The following is an 18,782-nucleotide window of genomic DNA, read 5'->3' as shown; positions in this document are numbered from 1 at the left end:
CCCCTGCGTCCCGCCACCGCTCCACCCGTGCGCACCCCCGCCCCAACATGCAGGTGGCACCCGTTCGCGCGACGATCGATGAACGCATTCGTCCCCGCCGGGACCGATAGGGCGGAACGATCAATAACGATCGTGTTTTCAATAACAGAACTCTTGACGAGCAAGTAACACCGGGGCGAGACTCGCGTCCATCGGTCGGCATTGTCGAACACCTACCGGCATTACGCGCTAGAGTGTGACAAGGCCAAGGGCCGGCAACGACCTCACCTGAGGTCGCGGACCACCGGAGGGACCCGGGGTTCGCCTTCCCCTGGACGAAGGACAAAGGAGTCGCGGGTGTCCAGCTCCGACATCTTCATCGGCGAGACCATAGGTACCGCCGTGCTCATCCTGCTGGGCGGTGGCGTGTGCGCCGCCGTCACGCTCAAGCGCTCAAAGGCCAAGGACGCCGGCTGGCTCGCCATCACCTTCGGGTGGGGCTTCGCCGTTCTCACCGGTGCCTACCTCGCGGGCGGCGTCTCCGGCGCCCACCTCAACCCGGCGGTCACGCTCGGTCTCGCCATCGAGGGCGGCACCAAGTGGAGCGACGTGCCGCTCTACCTGGCCTCGCAGCTGCTCGGCGCGATGATCGGCGCCTTCCTGGTGTGGGTCACCTACATGGGCCAGTTCAAGGCCCACCTGACCGACCCCGAGATCCTCGCGGCGCAGCCCGCCGAGGAAGGCATGGTCGACCAGAAGGCCGCCCCGTCGGCCGGCCCGGTGCTCGGCATCTTCTCCACCGGCCCGGAGATCCGTAACTCCGTCCAGAACGTGCTCACCGAGGTCATCGCCACGGTCGTCCTGGTCCTCGCCATCCTCACGCAGGGCCTGAACGACGGCGGGAACGGCCTCGGCGTCCTCGGCGCGCTGATCACCGCGCTCGTCGTGGTCGGCATCGGCCTCTCGCTCGGTGGCCCCACGGGGTACGCCATCAACCCCGTCCGTGACCTCGGTCCGCGCATCATCCACTCCGTGCTCCCGCTGCCGAACAAGGGCAGCTCGGACTGGTCGTACGCCTGGGTGCCGATCGTCGGTCCGCTGATCGGCGGCGCCATCGCCGGCGGTCTCTACAACGTCGCGTTCAAGTAGACCCGCGACAGCGACCGATGACCGCCTCAGACGCCTGAGACCGCCGTACAAGAACTTCTGGAGCACACCGTGACCGACGCACACACCGCAGGCCCCTTCATCGCGGCCATCGACCAGGGCACGACCTCGAGCCGCTGCATCGTCTTCGACAAGGACGGACGGATCGTCTCCGTCGACCAGAAGGAGCACGAGCAGATCTTCCCGAAGCCGGGCTGGGTCGAGCACGACGCCGCCGAGATCTGGACCAACGTCCAGGAGGTCGTCGCCGGGGCCGTCTCCAAGGCCGGCATCACCCGCGACGACATCAAGGCGATCGGCATCACCAACCAGCGTGAGACCACGCTGCTGTGGGACAAGAACACCGGCGAGCCGGTGCACAACGCCATCGTCTGGCAGGACACCCGCACCGACGCGCTCTGCAAGGAGCTCGGCCGCAACGTCGGGCAGGACCGTTTCCGCCGTGAGACCGGCCTGCCGCTGGCCTCCTACTTCGCGGGCCCCAAGGCCCGCTGGCTGCTCGACAACGTCGAGGGCCTGAAGGAGCGCGCCGAGGCCGGCGACATCCTCTTCGGCACCATGGACTCCTGGGTCATCTGGAACCTGACGGGCGGTGTCAACGGCGGCAAGCACGTCACCGACGTCACCAACGCCTCGCGCACGATGCTGATGAACCTGCACGAGATGGCGTGGGACGAGCGCATCTGCCACTCCATCGGCGTGCCGATGCAGATGCTCCCCGAGATCCGCTCCTCCGCCGAGGTCTACGGCGAGGTCACCGGCGGGACGCTCGGCGACCTGCTCGGCGGCATCCCCGTCGCCTCCGCGCTCGGCGACCAGCAGGCGGCCCTGTTCGGCCAGACCTGCTTCGACGAGGGCGAGGCCAAGTCCACGTACGGCACCGGCACCTTCATGCTGATGAACACCGGTGACAAGGCCATCAACTCCTACTCCGGGCTGCTGACCACGGTCGGCTACCAGATCGGCGACCAGAAGCCGGTCTACGCCCTGGAGGGTTCCATCGCCGTCACCGGTTCGCTGGTGCAGTGGATGCGCGACCAGATGGGCCTGATCAACTCCGCCGCCGAGATCGAGACGCTCGCGTCGTCGGTCGAGGACAACGGCGGCGCCTACTTCGTGCCGGCCTTCTCCGGTCTGTTCGCCCCGTACTGGCGCTCCGACGCCCGCGGTGTGATCGCCGGTCTGACCCGGTACGTCACCAAGGCGCACATCGCGCGCGCCGTCCTGGAGGCCACGGCCTGGCAGACCCGCGAGATCACCGACGCCATGACGAAGGACTCCGGCGTCGAGCTCGCGGCCCTCAAGGTCGACGGCGGCATGACCTCCAACAACCTGCTGATGCAGACCCTCTCGGACTTCCTCGACGCGCCGGTGGTGCGCCCGATGGTGGCCGAGACGACCTGCCTCGGTGCCGCCTACGCCGCCGGTCTCGCCGTCGGCTTCTGGTCCTCGACCGACGAGCTGCGCGCCAACTGGCGGCGGGCCGCGGAGTGGACCCCCCACATGGACGCGGACACCCGCGACCGTGAGTACAAGAGCTGGCTCAAGGCCGTGGAGCGGACCATGGGCTGGATCGAGGACGAGGAGTAAGAACCATGACCACCCTGCAGAGCGGCCCCGCCTACCCGGCACTCGGGCTGCATCCGGCTGCCGGTTCCAACCCGAGCCGCGCCGAGACCCGGGAACGGCTTTCCAAGGCGACGTACGACCTCCTGGTGATCGGCGGCGGCATCCTGGGCATCTCCACCGCCTGGCATGCCGCGCAGTCGGGCCTGCGGGTGGCCCTGGTGGACGCCGGCGACTTCGCCGGCGCCACCTCCTCCGCCTCCTCCAAGCTGCTCCACGGCGGCCTGCGCTACCTGCAGACCGGCGCGGTGAAGCTGGTCGCGGAGAACCACTTCGAGCGTCGCGCGGTGTCCCGTCAGGTGGCCCCCCACCTGGCGAACCCGCTCACCTTCTACCTGCCGGTCTACAAGGGCGGCCCGCACGGCGCCGCCAAGCTCGGCGCGGGCGTCTTCGCGTACTCCGCGCTCTCCGCCTTCGGCGACGGCGTCGGCCACCTCCTCTCCCCCGCCAAGGCCGCGCAGGACGTGCCGGAGCTGCGCACCGACAACCTCAAGGCCGTCGCGGTCTACGGCGACGACCAGATGAACGACGCGCGCATGGCCCTCATGACGGTCCGCGCGGCCGTCGAGGCCGGTGCCGCCGTCCTCAACCACGCCGAGGTCACCGGTCTGCGCTTCACCAAGGGCCGGGTCACCGGCGCCGAGCTCAAGGACCGCATGAGCGGCGACGAGTTCGGCGTCAACGCCCGTCTGGTCCTCAACGCGACCGGCCCCTGGGTCGACCACCTGCGCAAGATGGAGAACCCGGACGCGGCGCCCTCCATCCGGCTGTCCAAGGGCGCGCACCTCGTCCTCAAGCGCACCGCCCCCTGGAAGGCCGCGCTGGCGACCCCGATCGACAAGTACCGCATCACCTTCGCCCTCCCCTGGGAGGACATGCTGCTGCTCGGCACCACGGACGAGGAGTTCGAGGGCGACCCGGCGGACGTGCGGGTCACCGAGTCGGACACCGCCCAGATCCTGGACGAGGCCGCCTTCTCCATCCGCGACCAGCAGCTGTCGCGCGACCTGATCACGTACTCCTTCGCGGGTCTGCGCGTGCTGCCCGGCGGCCCCGGCGACACGTCCAAGGCCAAGCGCGAGACGGTCGTGACCGAGGGCGCCGGCGGCATGCTGTCGGTGGCGGGCGGCAAGTGGACGACGTTCCGCCACATCGGCCGGACGATCATGAAGAAGCTGGAGTCGCTGCCGGGCCACCCGCTGGGCGACGACTACGAGCCGATCTCCTCGCTGCCGAAGAAGCTGCCGCTGCCCGGCATCGCCAACCCGCGCGCCGTCGCCCACCGCCTCCTCGTGGACGGCCCGGCGCCCGGCCCGCGCATGGCCGCCGACACCGCCAAGCACCTGGCGACGCACTACGGCTCGCTCTCCTTCGACATCGCCCGTCTGGCGAACGAGAACCCGGAGCTCGCCGAGCGCGTCCACCCCGACGCCCCGGAGATCTGGGCGCAGGTCGTCTACGCCCGCGACAACGAGTGGGCCGAGACGGCGGACGACGTGCTGCGCCGCCGTACGACGCTGACGATCCGCGGCCTGGCCACGGACGAGGTGCGCGGCAAGGTCGAGGACCTGCTGGGCAAGAAGGCCTGACACCTGCCTTCTTGAGACCCTGGTAAGGGGCGGTCGCCATGGGCGGCCGCCCCTTACGCATGCCATGCCGCCGCCACAGCGCCGCAATGTTCGGCGCGCAGTGTTGAATCATGAAGTTTCAGGTGCTCTCCCTCATCTCCCACTCCCCGCACCCGCTGACCGGTGACCTCCCCTCGCCCGCCGACCGGTTCGAGGAGGTCGTCGAGGTCGGCGTCGTCGCGGAGCGGCTCGGGTACGACGCGTACGCCGTGGGCGAGCGGCACGCGGGCGCGTTCCTGTCGTCGAGCCCGACCGTCGTCCTCGGCGCGCTGGCCGCGCGTACCACCCGGATCCGCCTGCTGACCGGCGTCACCGTCGTCGCGATCCTCGACCCCGTGCGGGTCGCCGAGGACTACGCGACGCTCGACCAGCTCTCGCGCGGCCGCGTCGAACTCGTCATCGGCAAGGGCGCGGAGGCCGGGCACTTCGACCTGTTCGGGCTGGACGAGGCGCGCCAGTGGGACCTGCAGCGCGAGAAGTACGAGCTCCTGCGCAGGCTGTGGGAGGAGGAGGGCGTCGACTGGCAGGGGGAGTTCAGGCCGCCGCTGAAGGGCGTGACGACGGTGCCGCGCCCCTTCGCCGGGGCGCCGCGGGTCTGGCACGGCTCGGCGACCTCCCTCAACTCCCCCGAGCTCGCCGCCCGGCACGGCGATCCGCTCTTCACGGCCAACGCCGTCCAGCCGCGCTCGGCGTACGCCTCGCTGATCGGCCACTACCGCGAGCGCTTCGAGGCGTACGGGCACGACCCGGCCCGCGCGCACGTCGCGGCGGGCTCCGGCGGGCTGCTCATCGCGGACTCCGCCGAGCAGGCCGTCGCGCGCTACAAGGAGCTGTACGAGGCGAAGGTCGCGCAGACCTTCCGGCCCGACCTGGAGGGCAGGGCGGGCTACAACACGCCGTTCCGCACCATCGAGGACGCCATCGCGGACGGGCCGCAGCTCATCGGCTCCCCGCAGCAGATCATCGACAAGATCCTCGGCTGGCACGAGGTGTACGGGCACGGGCTTCAGTCGATCTCCGTGGACGGCTTCGGGCTCTCTCGCGCGGAGCAGATCGAGACGTTGCAGCGGTTCGCGGAGGAGGTCGCTCCGGTGGTGCGGCGGGCGGCGCCGTCCACGCTGTGGGACTCCCTGTGACATGTCCGCAGCGCGGATTACGATCCGACCCATACCCCTCGCACGACCCCATCTGACCTGGAGTGACCATGACTCTCCTGACGACCTGGCCGGAGGCCGGCCCCGAGACCGTCGTGCGCCGCACTTCGGACCCGGCCGAGATCGCCGCCGCGCTCGCCCCGATCGGCGTGCGCTACGAACAGTGGCCGGTGCGCGAGGACGTCCCGGCCGACGCGGACAGCGACACGGTCTTCGCCGCCTACCGCGCGGAGATCGACAAGCTCAACGCCGAAGAGGGCTTCCAGACCGTCGACGTGGTGGCGCTGCACCCGAGCGAGGACCCCGAGTGGCCCGCGAAGGCCGCGGCGGCCCGCCAGAAGTTCCTCGCCGAGCACACGCACGACGACGATGACGAGGTGCGCTTCTTCGTCGCGGGCGCCGGGATCTTCTATCTGCACGTGAACGGCGAAGTGCACGCCGTCTACTGCGAGAAGGGCGATCTGCTCGGGGTGCCGCGGGGCACGACGCACTGGTTCGACATGGGCACCTCGCCGGCGTTCACCGCGATCCGCTTCTTCCACGAGGAGGACGGCTGGATCGGCAGCTTCACCGGCAGCCCGATCGCCGACCGCTTCCCGGACTTCGACACGATCCACGCGGGGTACGCCGCGTGAGTTCGGGTTCGGTGTACGACGTGGACGCCGTGGTGCTCGACATCGAGGGCACCACGAGCGCCACGGGGTTCGTGGTGGACGTGCTCTATCCGTACGCGCGCGAGCGCTTCGGCGACCTGCTCGCCTCGCGGGGCGGGGAGCCGGAGGTGGCGCGGGCGGTCGCGCAGGTGCGCGCGGAGATCGGTGAGCCGGACGCCGACGCGCGGCGGATCGAGGAGGTCCTCGGCGCGTGGGTCGACGCCGACCGCAAGGCGACGCCCCTGAAGACGCTGCAGGGCGTCCTCTGGGCGGAGGGCTTCGCCCGCGGCGAGCTGGTCTCGCACTTCTACCCGGACGTCATCGGCGTCCTGCGGCGCTGGCACGCGGACGGGGTGCGGCTGTACGTGTACTCGTCCGGCTCGGTGGCGGCGCAGCGGGCGTGGTTCGCGCACTCGGCCGAGGGCGATCTCCTCGGTCTCGTCGGCGGGCTGTACGACACGGAGAACGCGGGACCCAAGCAGGAGGCGGACTCCTACCGGAAGATCGCCTCGTCCGTCGGCGGCGAGGGCGGCCCGGAGCGGCTGCTGTTCCTGTCCGACCGGCCCGGCGAGCTGGACGCGGCACGGGACGCGGGCTGGCGGGCGGTCGGGGTGCGGCGGGCCGGGGAGCCGTACGCCGACGCCGACTTCGGCGACCATCCGTGGGTCGCGGACTTCCATGAGATCACCCTTGCCGCTAGGAGCAGTTCATGACCGAGACGACGCCCTCCACCGCGGTCGCTGCCGCGAAGGATCTTCAGGAGGCGGGTGCCGTGCTGGCCGAGGAGGCCGCGCGGTTCGCGTCCTTCGGCTGGATGCGGGGGACGTCCGGCAATCTGTCCCTGGTCCTGACGCGGGAGCCGCTGCGGCTCGCCGTCACGGCGAGCGGGCGCGACAAGGGCGAACTGACGTCGTCCGACGTGGTGCTGACGGACGGCGAGGGCGCGGCCGTCGGGCCGGGGCGGCCGTCCGCCGAGGCCGCGCTGCACGCGCGCGTGGTGCGGCTCACCGGGGCGGGGGCCGTGGTGCATGTGCACACGGTGGCCTCCGTGGTGATGGGGCAGCGGTCTCCCGAGGGGATTCCCTTCGAGGGCCTCGAAATGCTCAAGGGGCTCGGGCATCCGACGCACGAGGTGTCGGTGACGCTGCCGGTGATCGCGAACAGCCAGGACATGACGGAGCTCGGGGACCGGCTGGAGGCGGCGCTGTCTCCTGGGATGCCGGCGGTGGTCGTGGCGGGGCACGGGATCTATGTCTGGGGCGCGGATCCCCGCGAGGCGCGGCATCGGGCCGAGGTCGTGGAGTGGCTCCTGGAGCTGGAGCTGGCGCGGGGCTGAGGTCTGCCTCCGGCGGTCCTGTCCCCAGCCCCGCCCCTTCCCGAACATTCCGGCTCCGCCGGGCGGGGCTCGGGAGATCACCGGCTTCGCCGAGTTCGTCCTCAAACGCCGGACGGGCTGGATTTCCGGCCCATCCGGTTCTGGAGGAGCAGGGCCGTCCTCAGCCCGCCTTCCCCGGCGTCTCCCCCGCCGACACCTCCAGCACCCCGCGCTCGGTGACCAGGGCCGTCACCAGGGAGCCGGGGGTGACGTCGAAGGCGGGGTTGTGGCCCCGGGAGGCCGGCGGGGCCGTGCGGATGCCCGCCCACTCCAGGACCTCGTCCTCGCCGCGCAGTTCGATGTGGATCGCCTCGCCCGAGGGCGTCGCGAGGTCCACCGTCGTCGTCGGCGCCGCCACCATGAAGGGGATGCCCGCGTGCGCGCAGGCGAGCGCGACGCCGACCGTGCCGACCTTGTTGGCGGTGTCGCCGTTCGCGGCGATGCGGTCCGCCCCGACGATCGCCGCGTCGACCTCGCCCCGCAGGATCGTGCCCGCCGCGGCCCCGTCCGCCTGGACGTAGTGCGGGATGCCCTCCTGGGCCAGCTCCCAGGCGGTGAGGCGGGCCCCCTGGAGAAGGGGACGGGTCTCGTCGGCGTACACCGTCTCCAGGCGTCCCCTGGCGTGCAGTTCGCGGATGACGCCGAGCGCGGTGCCCCAGCCCGCCGTGGCGAGGGCGCCGGTGTTGCAGTGGGTGAGGATCCGCAGCGGCCGGTCGGAGTCAGCGGCCACGCGCTTGAGCAGCCAGTCCGCGCCGTACGCGCCCATGGCGTGGTTGGCCGCCAGGTCCTCCTCGACGACGGCGTCGGCCTCGGCGAGCACCGCGGCCATGCCCTGGTCGATGAGGGGCTTCACGCGGTCCACGCAGACCATCAGGTTCACCGCGGTGGGCCTGGCCTCGCGGACGCGGGCGACCTCGGCGTCGAGCCGGGCGCGGTCCCAGCCCTCGCGCCCGGCCTGCGCCATGGCGAGCGCCACGCCGTACGCGCCGGCCGCGCCGATCGCGGGGGCGCCGCGGACGACGAGGCGCACGATCGCGTCGACCAGCCCGTCGACGGTCGTGACGTCGAGGCGCTCCAGCGTGTGCGGAAGGACCGTCTGGTCGATGAGGGACAGGGCCGGCGCAGTGCCGTCCGCCGTGCCCGCCGTCCAGGTGACCGCGCGCAGGTCCTGGCTGCTCATGTGCTCAACTCCGAATGATGGGGGACGATTCCGGCCATGGGAGGAGGGGTGCCGTCACGGTACCTGACATGGTCGAACCACATTTCGAGACGTTCGTGCGGCTGTCCGAAATCCGGTGTTACTCTCACCGCCACCCCAAGGAATGATCGATCCGATCCACGGTGCGAGGAGGACAGCCATGGCCGCGAAAGCCGCCGCGACGCGCTGCCCCGCCGTGTCCCGCGGCTGCCGAATGTGCCGCTGTCGCCGCTGTTCCTGTTGAGCCACGCCGCTCCACGCAACGCACGACTCTCCTGCCACCGTCCGGGCCCGCTCCCTGGCACCTTCACGAAGGCGATCCCCATGTCCCCGCGCATACGTACGTCCCTGAGACTCACCGCCGCGACCGTCGGCGCCGTCCTCCTCGCGACCGGCTGCAACGCCGCCGCCAAGGACGGCGGTTCCGGCGGGGGCGGGAACGGCAAGGCGTTCACGCTCGTCACGCCCGACCCCGTCGCCCAGAACGAGTTCCTCAAGCTGGCCGTGGCCGGGGTGAAGTCCGCGGCGAAGGCGCAGGGCGGCTCGCAGAAGGTCTTCCAGAGCAGCGACAACGACTCGCGCCAGCAGAACGTGGCGTCGGCCGTCGACGCGGCGCCCGACGTCATCGCGCTGGTCGGCTTCGAGTTCGCGGACATCGTGGCGCAGCAGGCCGAGGCCCACCCCAAGCAGCAGTTCCTGCTGGTCGACGCGTGCACCAAGAAGACGTACAAGAACGTCACGTGCGCCGTCTTCCGCGAGCACGAGGCCGTCTTCCTCGCGGGCGCCGAGGCCGGGCTGCTGACGAAGAGCAAGAAGGTCGGGGCCGTCGACGTGCTCGACACCCCGCAGTTCCGCCGCTACAGCGAGCCGTTCGCGGCGGGCGCGAAGAAGGTGACGCCGGGGGCGCGGTCCCGGACGCTGTTCGTGGGCGGGCAGTCGCCGTTCAACGACGCGGCGCGCGCCAAGGACCAGGCGGCGACGCTCGGTTCGGGCGGCGTCGACCAGGTGATGGCGGCCGCGGCCGGCGGCAACACGGGTGTCTTCCAGGCGGCGAAGAGCAAGGGGTTCCAGGCGTACGGCGTGGACGCCAACCAGTGCCTGGGCAGCCCCGGCGTCGTCGTCGACAACGTCCTGAAGAAGACCGACGTCGCCGTGGAGAAGGGCATCGCGCAGATCCTCGACGGCAAGGGCGGCACCACCGTGTCGTACGGCCTCAAGGAGGGCGGCATGTCGCTGACCGGCCTGGAGCCCGGCCTCGCCGAATCCAAGTGCCTGATCGCGAAGCCCGCCAACAAGGACGTGCTCCAGCGCGTCGAGGAGCTGCGCGACGACATCGTCGCCGGGAAGCTGACCGTCGATGACCCCGCCGCCTGAGCCGGCCGGCGACGCCCCGGCCGTCGAACTGCGCGGCATCACCAAGGAGTTCCCCGGCACCCTCGCCAACGACCGGGTCGACCTGACCGTCCGGCGCGGCGAGATCCACGCCCTCATGGGCGAGAACGGCGCGGGCAAGTCGACGCTGATGTCCGTCCTGTACGGGCTGCAGCGCCCGGATGCCGGACAGATCCTGCTCGACGGGCTCGAGGTGTCCTTCGCGAGCCCGAGCGAGGCGATCGCCGCGGGCCTCGGGATGGTGCACCAGAGCTTCAAGCTGTTCCCGTCCTTCACGGTCGCCGAGAACGTGGTGTACGCGGCCGAGCCGCGCCGCTTCGGTCTCGCTGACCGGGCGGAGGCGGTGCGTCGGGTGGCCGCGCTCGCCGAGGAGCACGGCCTCGCCGTGGATCCCGCGGCCAAGGTCGGGGACCTCCCGGTGGGCGTGCGCCAGCGCGTGGAGATCCTCAAGCTCCTCTACCGGGGCGCCCGGACGCTCATCCTCGACGAGCCGACCGCCGTCCTGACGCCCGCGGAGGCGGACGCCCTGTTCGGGGTGTTGCGCTCGCTGGCGGACGAGGGCCGCACCGTGCTGCTGGTCACGCACAAGCTGCGCGAGGTCATGGAGGGCAGCGACGCGGTGACGGTGCTGCGCGACGGGCGTGTGGCGGCGCGGATGCGGACCGCCGACACGAGCGCGGACGGGATCGCGGCGGCCATGACGGGCCGCGCGGTGGAGCTGGACCGGATGCGCCCGGCGGGCTCGCCGGGCGGCGAGGTCCTGTCGGTCGCCGGCCTGGCGACGGACGGGGTGCGGGACGTCTCGCTCACCGTCCGCGCCGGGGAGATCGTCGGCATCGCGGGCGTCGCGGGCAACGGCCAGTCCGAACTGGTCGAGGCCGTCGCCGGGTTGCGGCCCGTCGCGGCGGGCCGCGTCACGCTCGACGGGCGGGACGTCACGGACGCGACGGCCGCGGAGCACCGCGCCGCGGGCCTCGCCTACGTCCCCGAGGACCGCGCGGCGGTCGGCACGGCGCCGGCCGCGACCATCGCCGAGAACCTCGCGATGGGCCACCACCGGGGGCACGGGCTGCTGCGGCCCGGCCGGCTGCGCGAGCACGCGCGCGTCCTGATCGAACGCTTCGGGATCAAGGCGGCGTCCGCGGACCACGCGGCGGGCTCGCTGTCGGGCGGCAATCTGCAGAAGCTCGTCATCGGCCGTGAACTGGCCCATGAGTCATCGCTGCTGATCGTCGAGCAGCCCACGCGCGGCGTGGACATCGGCGCCGTCCAGACGATCCACGACCGGCTCGTCGCCCACCGCGACGCGGGGCACGCGATCCTGCTGGTCTCGGCCGAACTCAGCGAGATCCGCGGCCTGTCGGACCGCGTCCTCGTGATGTACGAGGGCGAGATCGCCGCCGAGTTCACGCGCGAGGAGGCGGACGAGCGCCGCCTCGGACTCGCGATGGCCGGCGCGGCGGCGGGACCCGACGGCTCCGCGAGCGCGCCCGGCTCCCTTGCCGAAGCGCCCGTACCCGCCAAGGAGGCCCGCTGACATGGCCGTTCAGAGTCCGGCCGGGGGCCGTGCGGCCGGGGCGCGGCTGCTGCGCTCGCCCGCCCTCCACTCCGTCGTGGCCGCCGTCCTCGTCGGGGCGCTGTTCCTCGTGGGGACCGGCGCCGACCCCTTCGGGGCGTACGGCTCCGTCGTCAGCGGCGCGCTCGGGCCCGACGGCATCGGGTCGACGCTGACCACCGGCACCAGCATCCTGGGGCTCGCCGTCGCGCTGGCCCTGCCGATGCGGGCGGGGCTGCTGAATCTCGGCGGTGACGGGCAGCTGGTGCTCGGCGGCATCTCCGCCGCGGCCACCGGTCTGTACGTACCGCTGCCCGCGCCGCTCGCCGTGCTCGCCGCGCTGGTCGCCGGAATGCTGGCGGGCGCCGCGTACGCCGCGCTCGCCGCCGTGTGCCAGAACCGGTTCGGCGTTCCGCTGCTGGTGAGCAGTCTGCTGCTGAGCTATCCGGCGGTGTCCTTCGCCTCCTACCTCGCGCGCTTCCCGCTCAAGGAGGAGGGGTCGAGCCTGCCGCAGACGCGGCGGCTGCCCGAAGGCGTGGAGCTGCCCGCCCTCGGTTCCTCGACGGTCACGGTGGGGCTCGTCCTCGTCGTCCTGGCCGCGGGCGTGTTCGTGTTCGCCGACGCCCGCACCGCCACCGGCTACGAGATCCGGATGACGGGCCTCAATCCGCGCTTCGCGGCGTACGCGGGTGTCGACCGGCCCCGGCTGACGCTGCGGCTCATGGCGCTGTCCGGCGCGGTCGCCGGGCTCGTCGGCGCGATCGGCGTGCTGAGCTTCCCGTACCGCTTCATCGACGGGTCGCTGACCGCGGCCGGGCACACCTGGACCGGTCTGACGGCCGCCCTCCTGGCCTCCGCCGCGCCCGTCGGGACCGCGCTCGCCGCGCTGTTCTTCGCCGCGCTCGACGTCGGCGGGCTCGCCATGGAGCGGGCCACCGAGGTGCCGCGCGAACTGACGCAGGTGCTCCAGGCCGTCGTCATCGTCTTCCTGGCGGCGCGGCTCCGGCTGACGTGGCGGCGCGCCGCGAAGTCGGCGCCCACGACGCAGGGGGCAGCAGCCGCTGTGCCCGCCGGGGCGTCCGCACCCGCCGAGACGTCCGTCCGCTCCGAGGGGGACCTCTGATGTCCGTCGACTCCGCGCTGTTCCACTCGGCGCTCCTCGCGCTCACCCCGATCCTGCTGGCCGCGCTCGGCGGCGCGATCTGCGAGCGTGCGGGCGTGTTCAACATCGGGCTCGAAGGCATGATGCTGATCGGCTGCTTCGCGGCCGTCGCGGGCAGCTGGTTCACCGGCAGCGCCTGGCTCGGCGTCGCCCTGGCCGCCCTCGCCTCGGGCGCGTACGCGATGATCCTCGCCGTGGGCACCATCAGTCTGCGGGGCGACGCGGTCGTCCTCGGCGTCGCGCTGAACCTCCTCGCGGTCGGTCTGACGGGCTTTCTGCTGCGCACGGCCTTCGGCGTCCAGGGCACCTTCTCCGACCCGGACCTCGCGGGGCTCGGCGGCATCGACCTGGGCTTCCTCGGGCCGGTGCTCTCCGGGCACTCCGCGCTCGTGTACGTCTCCTGGGCGGCCGTCGCCGTCGCGGCGGTGTTCCTCGCACGCCACCCGTGGGGCCTGCGGCTGCGCGGGGTCGGCGAGGCGCCCGACGCGGCGGCGACGCTCGGCGTGAGCCCGGCGAAGTACCAGTACCTCGCGGTGCTCACCAGCGGTCTGCTCTGCGGCCTCGCGGGCGCCCAACTCGCCCTCGGGAACGTCACGCTGTTCTCCGAGAACATGACGGCGGGGCGCGGCTGGATCGCCGTGGTCGCGGTCATGCTGGGCCGGGCGCTGCCGCTCGGGGTGCTGCTCGCGGGGCTGCTGTTCGGCGTCGCGGAGGCGGTCGGCTTCCGGCTGCAGGGCAACGGCCTGCCGCAGCAGGCGGCCGACGCCGCCCCCTACGTGGTGACCCTGGTCGCCCTCTTCCTGTCCACGGCGCGACGCAAGCGCCGAAAGCGTCCCGAGCCCCTGGTAGGAGCTGCCTCATGACCTCGTCCCCCGACGCCCTGCCCATCACCCGCGTGCCCCGCACCGGCCTGCCCGCGCACGCGGTCGTCGTCGGCGACCCGGGCCGCGCGGAGGCCGTCGCCGGCCTGCTGTCCGACGCGAAGGAGGTGTCGTACCACCGCGAGTACCGCACTTTCACGGGCAGCTGGCAGGGCACCGAGGTCGTCGTCGCCTCGCACGGCGTCGGCGCGCCCGGCGCGATCCTGCTCTTCCAGGAGCTCGCCGAGGCGGGCGTCACCACCATCCTGCGGCTCGGCACGGCGGGCGCGATCCGCCCCGGCATCGGCGACGGCGACCTGGTCATCGCGGACGCGGCGGTGCGCGACGACGGCGTGACCCAGCAGCTGATCCCCGCGGAGTACCCGGCGTTCTCCGCGCCGGAGGCCGTCATCGCCCTGCAGCGCGCGGCGCGGGCGGCCGGCGCGCCGCACCACCGGGGCGTGGTGTGGACGCGCGCCGCGTTCCAGCCGGGCTTCCTGCCGCTGCCCGGCGAGGCGTACGCGGCGGCCGGGATCGCCGCCATCGAGATGGAGCTCTCCGCGCTGCTCGTCTTCGCCTCGACGCACGGCCTGACCGCGGGCGGCGCCCTGGTCGTGGACGGCGCGAACGCCGACGAGCTGGTCGACACGGAGGCGACAGGCGGTTACGACCCGCACCGGAACGTGGTCGCCGAAGGGGTCGACCGGGGCGCCCGGATAACCTTGGACGCGCTGCGCCTGCTGGCCTCGGCAGAGCGCTGAACGACCGCAGCGACCGCCGCGACCACGGAGAACGGAACCCATGCACGCCACTGACCTGCCGGCCCAGGACCGGGGCGGCCCCATCGACCTGCTCGTGCACGGCGGGGACGTCCTGACCGTCGACGACGCGGGCACCGTCGTGCCGGACGGCGCCGTGGCCGTCCGCGCGGGCCGCGTCGTCGAGGTGGGCCCCGCCGGGCGGCTGCGCGCCGCGTACGAGGCGGCCGAGGAGATCGACGCGCGCGGCTGCCTGGTCCTGCCGGGCCTGATCAACACGCACACGCACCTCGCGATGAACCTGATGCGCGGCATCGCCGACGACGTCACCCTCCAGGGCTTCCTGGCCCGGGTGGTCCCGCGCGAGGCCGAGATCCTCTCGCCGGACGCGGTGACGGCGGCGATCCGCGCCGCCGTCGCGGAGTCGGTGCGCGGCGGGGTGACCACCGCGCTGGACATGTTCTGGTTCCACGAGGCGGCCGGGGCGGCGGCCCGCGAGGCCGGGTGGCGGCTGCTGACCGGGCCGACGTTCATGGACGTGCCGGGCCCGCCGGACGGCCGCCCCTACGCCGAGCGGCTCGACTGGGCGACCGCGTACCTGAAGGCCCACACCCCGGCGCCGGGCACCCGCCCCGTCGTCTGCGCGCACTCCGCGTACACGCTGAACCCCGGGCAGCTGACGGAGATCGCCGCGCTCGCCCGCGCGTACGGCGCGCTGCTGCACGTCCACGCCTCGGAGAACGCCGCGGAGGTCGCGACCGTCGTCGAGCAGCACGGCATGCGCCCCGTGGAGCTGCTCGACTCGCTCGGCGTGCTCGGCCCGGACACGCTGCTCGCGCACGCCGTCGACCTCACGGACGCGGAGATCGCGACCCTGGCCCGCACCGGCACGCCCGTCGCGCACTGCCCGGTCTCCAATCTCAAGCTGGGCTGCGGCATCGCGCGCGTGCCCGAGCTGCTCGACGCGGGCGTCACGGTCGGCCTCGGCACGGACGGCGCGGTGTCCTCCAACACCCTCGACCTGCTCGGCGCGGTGAGGCTCGCCGCGCTCGTCCACAAGGCGGGCGGCGACCCGACGGCGGTGGGCGCGGAGCAGGCCGTGCGGATGGCGACCATCGAGTCGGCGCGGGCGCTCGGCCTCGGCGACCAGCTGGGCTCGCTGGAGGCGGGCAAGCGCGCGGACCTCGTCGTCGTCGACCGGGACCGCCCGCACCTGCTGCCCCGCCACGACCCGTTCTCGACGCTGGCGTACGCCGCCGCGGCCTCGGACGTGCGGGACACGGTCGTCGACGGGCGCGTCCTGATGCGCGACCGCGCGCTGCGCACCCTCGACGAGGCGGCCGTGCTGCGGGACCTGGCCGCCGCGGCGGCCGCGCACCCGGAGGCGAGCGTCGCATGAGCCCGCGGACCGCCTTCGAACCCACCCGCGGCTTCACCGGCCGCGCCCGCGCGGAGGACCGCGATCCGCGGCTGCCTCCCGGGCAGTACGACGCGCGTGACGGCTGGCCCGTCCTGTCCGCCGAGGTGACCCCGGACCTGGCCGCCGCCGACTGGACGTTCCGCGTGGACGGCCTGGTCGCGACGGAGCGCACCTGGACCTGGGACGAGGCGCACGCGCTGCCCCCGTCCGAGTACCGGGGCGACATCCACTGCGTGACCAGCTGGTCCAAGTTCGGGGTGCGCTTCGGCGGGGTGAGTCTGGACGCGTTCCTGGCCGCCGCGGGCCCGCTTCCCGAGGCCACGCACGTCGTCGCGTACTCCCACACCGGCTACACCACGAACCTGCCGCTCGCCGACGTGACGGACGGCAAGGCGTGGATCGTCTGGGAGTACGGCGACGGTCCGCTGCCCGCCGAGCACGGCGGCCCGGCCCGTCTGATCGTCCCCCACCTCTACTTCTGGAAGAGCGCCAAGTGGGTCGCGGGGCTGCGGCTCCTCGACCACGACGAGCCCGGCTTCTGGGAACAGAACGGCTACCACCACCGGGGCGACCCGTGGGCGGAGGAGCGCTACTCCGGTGACTGACCTTTCCCCGACCCCGCGGGCCTTCGTGCCGCCGACCGCGTTCGCCGTGCCCGGCCGCATCGCGGTGAGCAACCGCGCCGCCGCCGTGTGGCAGCGCGCGACCGTCGTCGAGATCCGCCGGGAGACGCCCGCCGCCTCGACGTTCCGCCTCGAGGTGCCCGAGTGGCAGGGGCATCTGCCCGGCCAGCACCTGATGCTGCGGCTGACCGCCGAGGACGGGTACGTCGCCCAGCGGCACTACTCGATCGCCTCCGCGCCGGACGGCAGCGGCGAGATCGAGCTGACCCTGGACCACGTGCCGGGCGGCGAGGTGTCCGGGCATCTGCACACCGTGGCGCGCGTCGGCGACACGGTGGAGGTGCGCGGTCCGCTGTCCGGCTTCTTCGCCTGGCCGGGCGACCGCCCCGCGCTGCTGCTCGGCGCGGGCTCCGGCGTGGTGCCGCTGATGTCGATGATCCGCCACCACCGGCTCGCCGGACTCGACCTGCCGCTGCGCCTGGTCGTCTCGGCCCGCACGCGGGAGGACCTCATCTACGCCGAGGAGTACGGCGAGGAGACCACCGCCGTCCTGACCCGCGCCGAGGGCCGCCTGAACGCCGGCCACCTGGCGCCCTTCCTCAGCGGCGCGGGGCGGCCCGAGGACGGCTGGGAGGCGTACATCTGCGGTTCCAACGGCTTCGCGGAGCACGCGTCCCGGCTCCTGGTGGACGGCGGCCAGCCGGTCGACCGGATCAGGATCGAACGCTTCGGCTGACCGCCGCCGGGGGACGCCTGGCGGCGGGCGTCGCGCCGCCCGGCGGCGACCGGACGGCGGGCGCGCCCTCAGGGAGAGACCTCCTCCAGGCGCCGCCCGGCCGTCTCCTCCGCGCCGAGCGCCGCGACGACGGCGCCCACGACGGCCACCGCGCCCAGCATCACGAAGACGGTCGGCACGCTGCCGCCGGCGTGGACGGCGCCGACGACGATCGGGCCGAGGATCACGCCGAGCCGGTTCATGGCCCCGCCCACGCTGCTGCCCAGGGCCCGCATCCGGGTCGGGAAGAGCTCGGGCGTGTACAGATACAGGCAGATGTTGGAGCCGAAGAAGAAGACCGCGGCGAGCGACGTCCAGACCAGCACCTCGACGGGGGTGCGGGCGCCGAGGACCGCGAGGACGAGCAGCATGGCCGCCGCCCCGCCCAGACAGCCGGTGATGACGCGCCTGCGTCCGGCCCGGTCGACGGTGAGGGCGGCGACGAGACAGCCGAGCAGGCCCGCGCAGGACGTGACGGTGGAGTAGAGGAGCGCGTCCGACAGGGACAGGTCGTAGCGGTTCTGGTAGATCGTCGGCAGCCAGGACGTGATGCCGTAGTTCACGAAGTAGCCGGTGAACCAGAGGACGCCGATGACCAGGGTGCGGCGGCGGTAGCGGCCGGTGAACAGGCCGCGCAGTCCGCTCGCGGCCGCCTCCGACGGCGCGGCGGGCTCCGGGGCGGGCGGGGCCGTCGCCACGGGCGGCAGCGGTTTCCCGGTGATCCGCTCGACGTCCTTCTCGATGCCGGTCATCACCGCGGCGGCCTCGTCGGTCCTGCCGTGGTCGGCGAGCCAGCGCGGCGACTCGGGGACCTTGCGCCGCACCAGGACGCAGAGCAGTCCGGGCACCGCGGCGATCGCGTACATCCAGCGCCAGCCGAGGATCGGCACCACCCAGGCGGCGACGAGCGCGCCGACGGTGAGTCCGGCGGGGAAGACGAGTTCGTAGAGCAGCACGAAGCGGCCCCGCTGGTGGCTGCGGGTGATCTCGGCGATGAAGGTCGCGGCCACCGGGACCTCGCCGCCGATCGCGAGGCCCTGGACGAAGCGCAGGGCCATGAAGACGTCGGGCGAGGGGGACGCGGCGAGGGCGAGGTTGGCGGCGCTGGAGACCGCCACGCACAGCGCGATGACCTTGACGCGGCCGATGCGGTCGGCGAGCCGCCCGGAGAGCAGGGCGCCGGCCAGCATGCCGACCGAGCCGACGGTGAGCAGCAGCGTCGCGTGCGAGGTGGACAGGTCCCACTCATGGCGCAGTTCGGGCAGGGCGTAGGCGATCAGGAGCTGGTCGAAGGCCTCGAAGAAGGTGACGGCACCCACGATGAGCCGGACGGTGACGTGCCAGCGGCACAGGGGAAGCCGCTCGAAGCGGGCGGCTATGGCGGCCCGGACGGCGCTGTCGGGCGCGCGGTCCGGGGAGGCGTCGATCGTCATGCGGGTACTCCGCTGCTGAGGGGG

General features: G+C 73.0%; 17 protein-coding genes. 15 read left to right on the top strand and 2 right to left on the bottom strand.

The window, feature by feature from the left end; all coding sequences use genetic code 11:
• The first annotated feature begins 336 nt into the window (after positions 1–336).
• From AOK22_RS01120 to mtnB, 7 genes are all read left to right on the top strand, one after another.
• A complete protein-coding gene (locus AOK22_RS01120; protein WP_055696618.1) occupies positions 337–1,128 on the top strand; it encodes an MIP/aquaporin family protein in 792 nt (263 codons plus the stop codon).
• A 69-nt stretch (positions 1,129–1,197) separates the two neighbouring features.
• Positions 1,198–2,736: a glycerol kinase GlpK gene (gene glpK, locus AOK22_RS01115; RefSeq protein ID WP_055696617.1), complete on the top strand. Its 1,539-nt coding sequence runs from the start codon at positions 1,198–1,200 to the stop codon at positions 2,734–2,736.
• A 5-nt stretch (positions 2,737–2,741) separates the two neighbouring features.
• On the top strand, positions 2,742–4,361 hold the full coding sequence (locus AOK22_RS01110; protein WP_055696616.1) for a glycerol-3-phosphate dehydrogenase/oxidase: 1,620 nt from the start codon (positions 2,742–2,744) through the stop codon (positions 4,359–4,361).
• 110 nt (positions 4,362–4,471) lie between these two features.
• Complete coding sequence (locus AOK22_RS01105; protein WP_055696615.1) at positions 4,472–5,536, top strand: LLM class flavin-dependent oxidoreductase; 1,065 nt, start codon at positions 4,472–4,474, stop codon at positions 5,534–5,536.
• Between the two features lie 68 nt (positions 5,537–5,604).
• Entirely contained in the window at positions 5,605–6,189 is a 585-nt protein-coding gene (locus AOK22_RS01100) for a 1,2-dihydroxy-3-keto-5-methylthiopentene dioxygenase (RefSeq protein ID WP_055696614.1), read from the top strand.
• On the top strand, positions 6,186–6,920 hold the full coding sequence (gene mtnC / locus AOK22_RS01095) for an acireductone synthase (protein ID WP_208606355.1): 735 nt from the start codon (positions 6,186–6,188) through the stop codon (positions 6,918–6,920). The genes AOK22_RS01100 and mtnC overlap by 4 nt, the downstream gene beginning before the upstream one ends.
• A complete protein-coding gene (mtnB, locus tag AOK22_RS01090; RefSeq protein ID WP_055696612.1) occupies positions 6,917–7,543 on the top strand; it encodes a methylthioribulose 1-phosphate dehydratase in 627 nt (208 codons plus the stop codon). Before mtnC ends, mtnB begins: the two co-directional genes overlap by 4 nt.
• 160 nt (positions 7,544–7,703) lie before the next feature.
• Here mtnB and mtnA read toward each other — a convergent pair whose 3' ends face one another.
• The gene (gene mtnA, locus AOK22_RS01085) at positions 7,704–8,762 is read right to left on the bottom strand and encodes an S-methyl-5-thioribose-1-phosphate isomerase (protein WP_055696611.1); all 1,059 of its coding nucleotides are present in this window, start codon (positions 8,760–8,762) and stop codon (positions 7,704–7,706) included.
• Between the two features lie 342 nt (positions 8,763–9,104).
• Between mtnA and AOK22_RS01080 the strand changes: the two genes are divergently transcribed.
• Genes AOK22_RS01080 through AOK22_RS01045 form a run of 8 tightly spaced genes read left to right on the top strand, consistent with a single transcriptional unit; the run spans position 9,105 to position 17,286 of the window.
• On the top strand, positions 9,105–10,154 hold the full coding sequence (locus AOK22_RS01080; RefSeq protein WP_055696610.1) for a BMP family ABC transporter substrate-binding protein: 1,050 nt from the start codon (positions 9,105–9,107) through the stop codon (positions 10,152–10,154).
• A complete protein-coding gene (locus AOK22_RS01075; protein WP_055696609.1) occupies positions 10,138–11,709 on the top strand; it encodes an ABC transporter ATP-binding protein in 1,572 nt (523 codons plus the stop codon). Before AOK22_RS01080 ends, AOK22_RS01075 begins: the two co-directional genes overlap by 17 nt.
• A 1-nt stretch (position 11,710) precedes the next feature.
• Positions 11,711–12,850 carry an ABC transporter permease gene (locus tag AOK22_RS01070; protein ID WP_079036252.1) on the top strand — a complete coding sequence of 380 codons (1,140 nt, stop codon included), beginning with the start codon at positions 11,711–11,713 and terminating at the stop codon, positions 12,848–12,850.
• Positions 12,850–13,752 (top strand): ABC transporter permease, encoded by a 903-nt coding sequence (locus AOK22_RS01065; protein WP_055696608.1) that lies wholly within the window; start codon positions 12,850–12,852, stop codon positions 13,750–13,752. The genes AOK22_RS01070 and AOK22_RS01065 overlap by 1 nt, the downstream gene beginning before the upstream one ends.
• Positions 13,749–14,510, top strand: coding sequence for a nucleoside phosphorylase (locus tag AOK22_RS01060; protein WP_055696607.1), 762 nt, complete (start codon positions 13,749–13,751; stop codon positions 14,508–14,510). Before AOK22_RS01065 ends, AOK22_RS01060 begins: the two co-directional genes overlap by 4 nt.
• A gap of 40 nt (positions 14,511–14,550) precedes the next feature.
• On the top strand, positions 14,551–15,906 hold the full coding sequence (locus AOK22_RS01055; RefSeq protein ID WP_055696606.1) for an amidohydrolase: 1,356 nt from the start codon (positions 14,551–14,553) through the stop codon (positions 15,904–15,906).
• Complete coding sequence (locus tag AOK22_RS01050; protein ID WP_055696605.1) at positions 15,903–16,532, top strand: sulfite oxidase-like oxidoreductase; 630 nt, start codon at positions 15,903–15,905, stop codon at positions 16,530–16,532. The genes AOK22_RS01055 and AOK22_RS01050 overlap by 4 nt, the downstream gene beginning before the upstream one ends.
• Positions 16,525–17,286, top strand: coding sequence for a ferredoxin reductase (locus AOK22_RS01045; protein WP_055696604.1), 762 nt, complete (start codon positions 16,525–16,527; stop codon positions 17,284–17,286). The genes AOK22_RS01050 and AOK22_RS01045 overlap by 8 nt, the downstream gene beginning before the upstream one ends.
• A 68-nt stretch (positions 17,287–17,354) precedes the next feature.
• Here AOK22_RS01045 and AOK22_RS01040 read toward each other — a convergent pair whose 3' ends face one another.
• Positions 17,355–18,758 (bottom strand): MFS transporter, encoded by a 1,404-nt coding sequence (locus tag AOK22_RS01040; protein ID WP_055696603.1) that lies wholly within the window; start codon positions 18,756–18,758, stop codon positions 17,355–17,357.
• Positions 18,759–18,782: the final 24 nt, after the last annotated feature.

It is taken from the genome of Streptomyces silaceus (genome assembly GCF_001419745.1).
In the GTDB taxonomy this organism is placed as follows: Bacteria; Actinomycetota; Actinomycetes; order Streptomycetales; family Streptomycetaceae; genus Streptomyces; species Streptomyces silaceus.
The sequence above is the reverse complement of the archived record's forward strand: the minus strand, read 5'-3'. Positions and strand labels throughout refer to the sequence as shown.

Excerpts from the sequence above, each read along its gene's own strand:
- AOK22_RS01110 (WP_055696616.1), top strand. The coding sequence starts at position 2,742 with ATGACCACCCTGCAGAGCGGCCCCGCCTACCCGGCACTCGGGCTGCAT.
- AOK22_RS01105 (WP_055696615.1), top strand. The coding sequence starts at position 4,472 with ATGAAGTTTCAGGTGCTCTCCCTCATCTCCCACTCCCCGCACCCGCTG.
- AOK22_RS01100 (WP_055696614.1), top strand. The coding sequence starts at position 5,605 with ATGACTCTCCTGACGACCTGGCCGGAGGCCGGCCCCGAGACCGTCGTG.
- mtnB (WP_055696612.1), top strand. The coding sequence starts at position 6,917 with ATGACCGAGACGACGCCCTCCACCGCGGTCGCTGCCGCGAAGGATCTT.
- mtnA (WP_055696611.1), bottom strand. The coding sequence starts at position 8,762 with ATGAGCAGCCAGGACCTGCGCGCGGTCACCTGGACGGCGGGCACGGCG.
- AOK22_RS01080 (WP_055696610.1), top strand. The coding sequence starts at position 9,105 with ATGTCCCCGCGCATACGTACGTCCCTGAGACTCACCGCCGCGACCGTC.
- AOK22_RS01075 (WP_055696609.1), top strand. The coding sequence starts at position 10,138 with ATGACCCCGCCGCCTGAGCCGGCCGGCGACGCCCCGGCCGTCGAACTG.
- AOK22_RS01070 (WP_079036252.1), top strand. The coding sequence starts at position 11,711 with ATGGCCGTTCAGAGTCCGGCCGGGGGCCGTGCGGCCGGGGCGCGGCTG.
- AOK22_RS01065 (WP_055696608.1), top strand. The coding sequence starts at position 12,850 with ATGTCCGTCGACTCCGCGCTGTTCCACTCGGCGCTCCTCGCGCTCACC.
- AOK22_RS01060 (WP_055696607.1), top strand. The coding sequence starts at position 13,749 with ATGACCTCGTCCCCCGACGCCCTGCCCATCACCCGCGTGCCCCGCACC.
- AOK22_RS01055 (WP_055696606.1), top strand. The coding sequence starts at position 14,551 with ATGCACGCCACTGACCTGCCGGCCCAGGACCGGGGCGGCCCCATCGAC.
- AOK22_RS01050 (WP_055696605.1), top strand. The coding sequence starts at position 15,903 with ATGAGCCCGCGGACCGCCTTCGAACCCACCCGCGGCTTCACCGGCCGC.
- AOK22_RS01040 (WP_055696603.1), bottom strand. The coding sequence starts at position 18,758 with ATGACGATCGACGCCTCCCCGGACCGCGCGCCCGACAGCGCCGTCCGG.